This is a genomic window from Streptomyces rugosispiralis, from assembly GCF_024505145.1.
GTDB lineage: Bacteria > Actinomycetota > Actinomycetes > Streptomycetales > Streptomycetaceae > Streptomyces > Streptomyces rugosispiralis.
Genome location: NZ_JANIAA010000267.1, coordinates 1 through 320 on the forward strand (window position 1 = coordinate 1; position 320 = coordinate 320).

Sequence of the window (320 nt, forward strand, 5' to 3'; positions counted from 1 at the left end):
AACGCGGCCAGTGTGATGTCGGGTCGGGTGTCGTACGCGCTGGGGCTCGAGGGTCCGGCGGTGACGGTGGACACGGCGTGTTCGTCGTCGTTGGTGGCGTTGCACTGGGCGATTCAGGCGTTGCGGGCGGGTGAGTGCTCGTTGGCGTTGGCCGGTGGTGTGACGGTGATGTCGACGCCGGGTTCGTTTGTGGACTTCAGTCGTCAGCGTGGGCTGGCGGCGGACGGTCGTATCAAGGCGTTCGCGGCGGGGGCTGATGGCACTGGTTGGGGTGAGGGTGTGGGCATGCTGCTGGTGGAGCGGCTGTCGGATGCCCGGCG

The 320-nt window shown here is 68.1% G+C and carries 1 protein-coding gene; it reads left to right on the forward strand.

Annotated elements, in window-relative coordinates; all coding sequences use genetic code 11:
* Nucleotides 1-320, forward strand: a 320-nt coding sequence (locus tag NP777_RS47385; protein ID WP_305890887.1) for a beta-ketoacyl synthase N-terminal-like domain-containing protein, incomplete at both ends; no start/stop codon positions are given.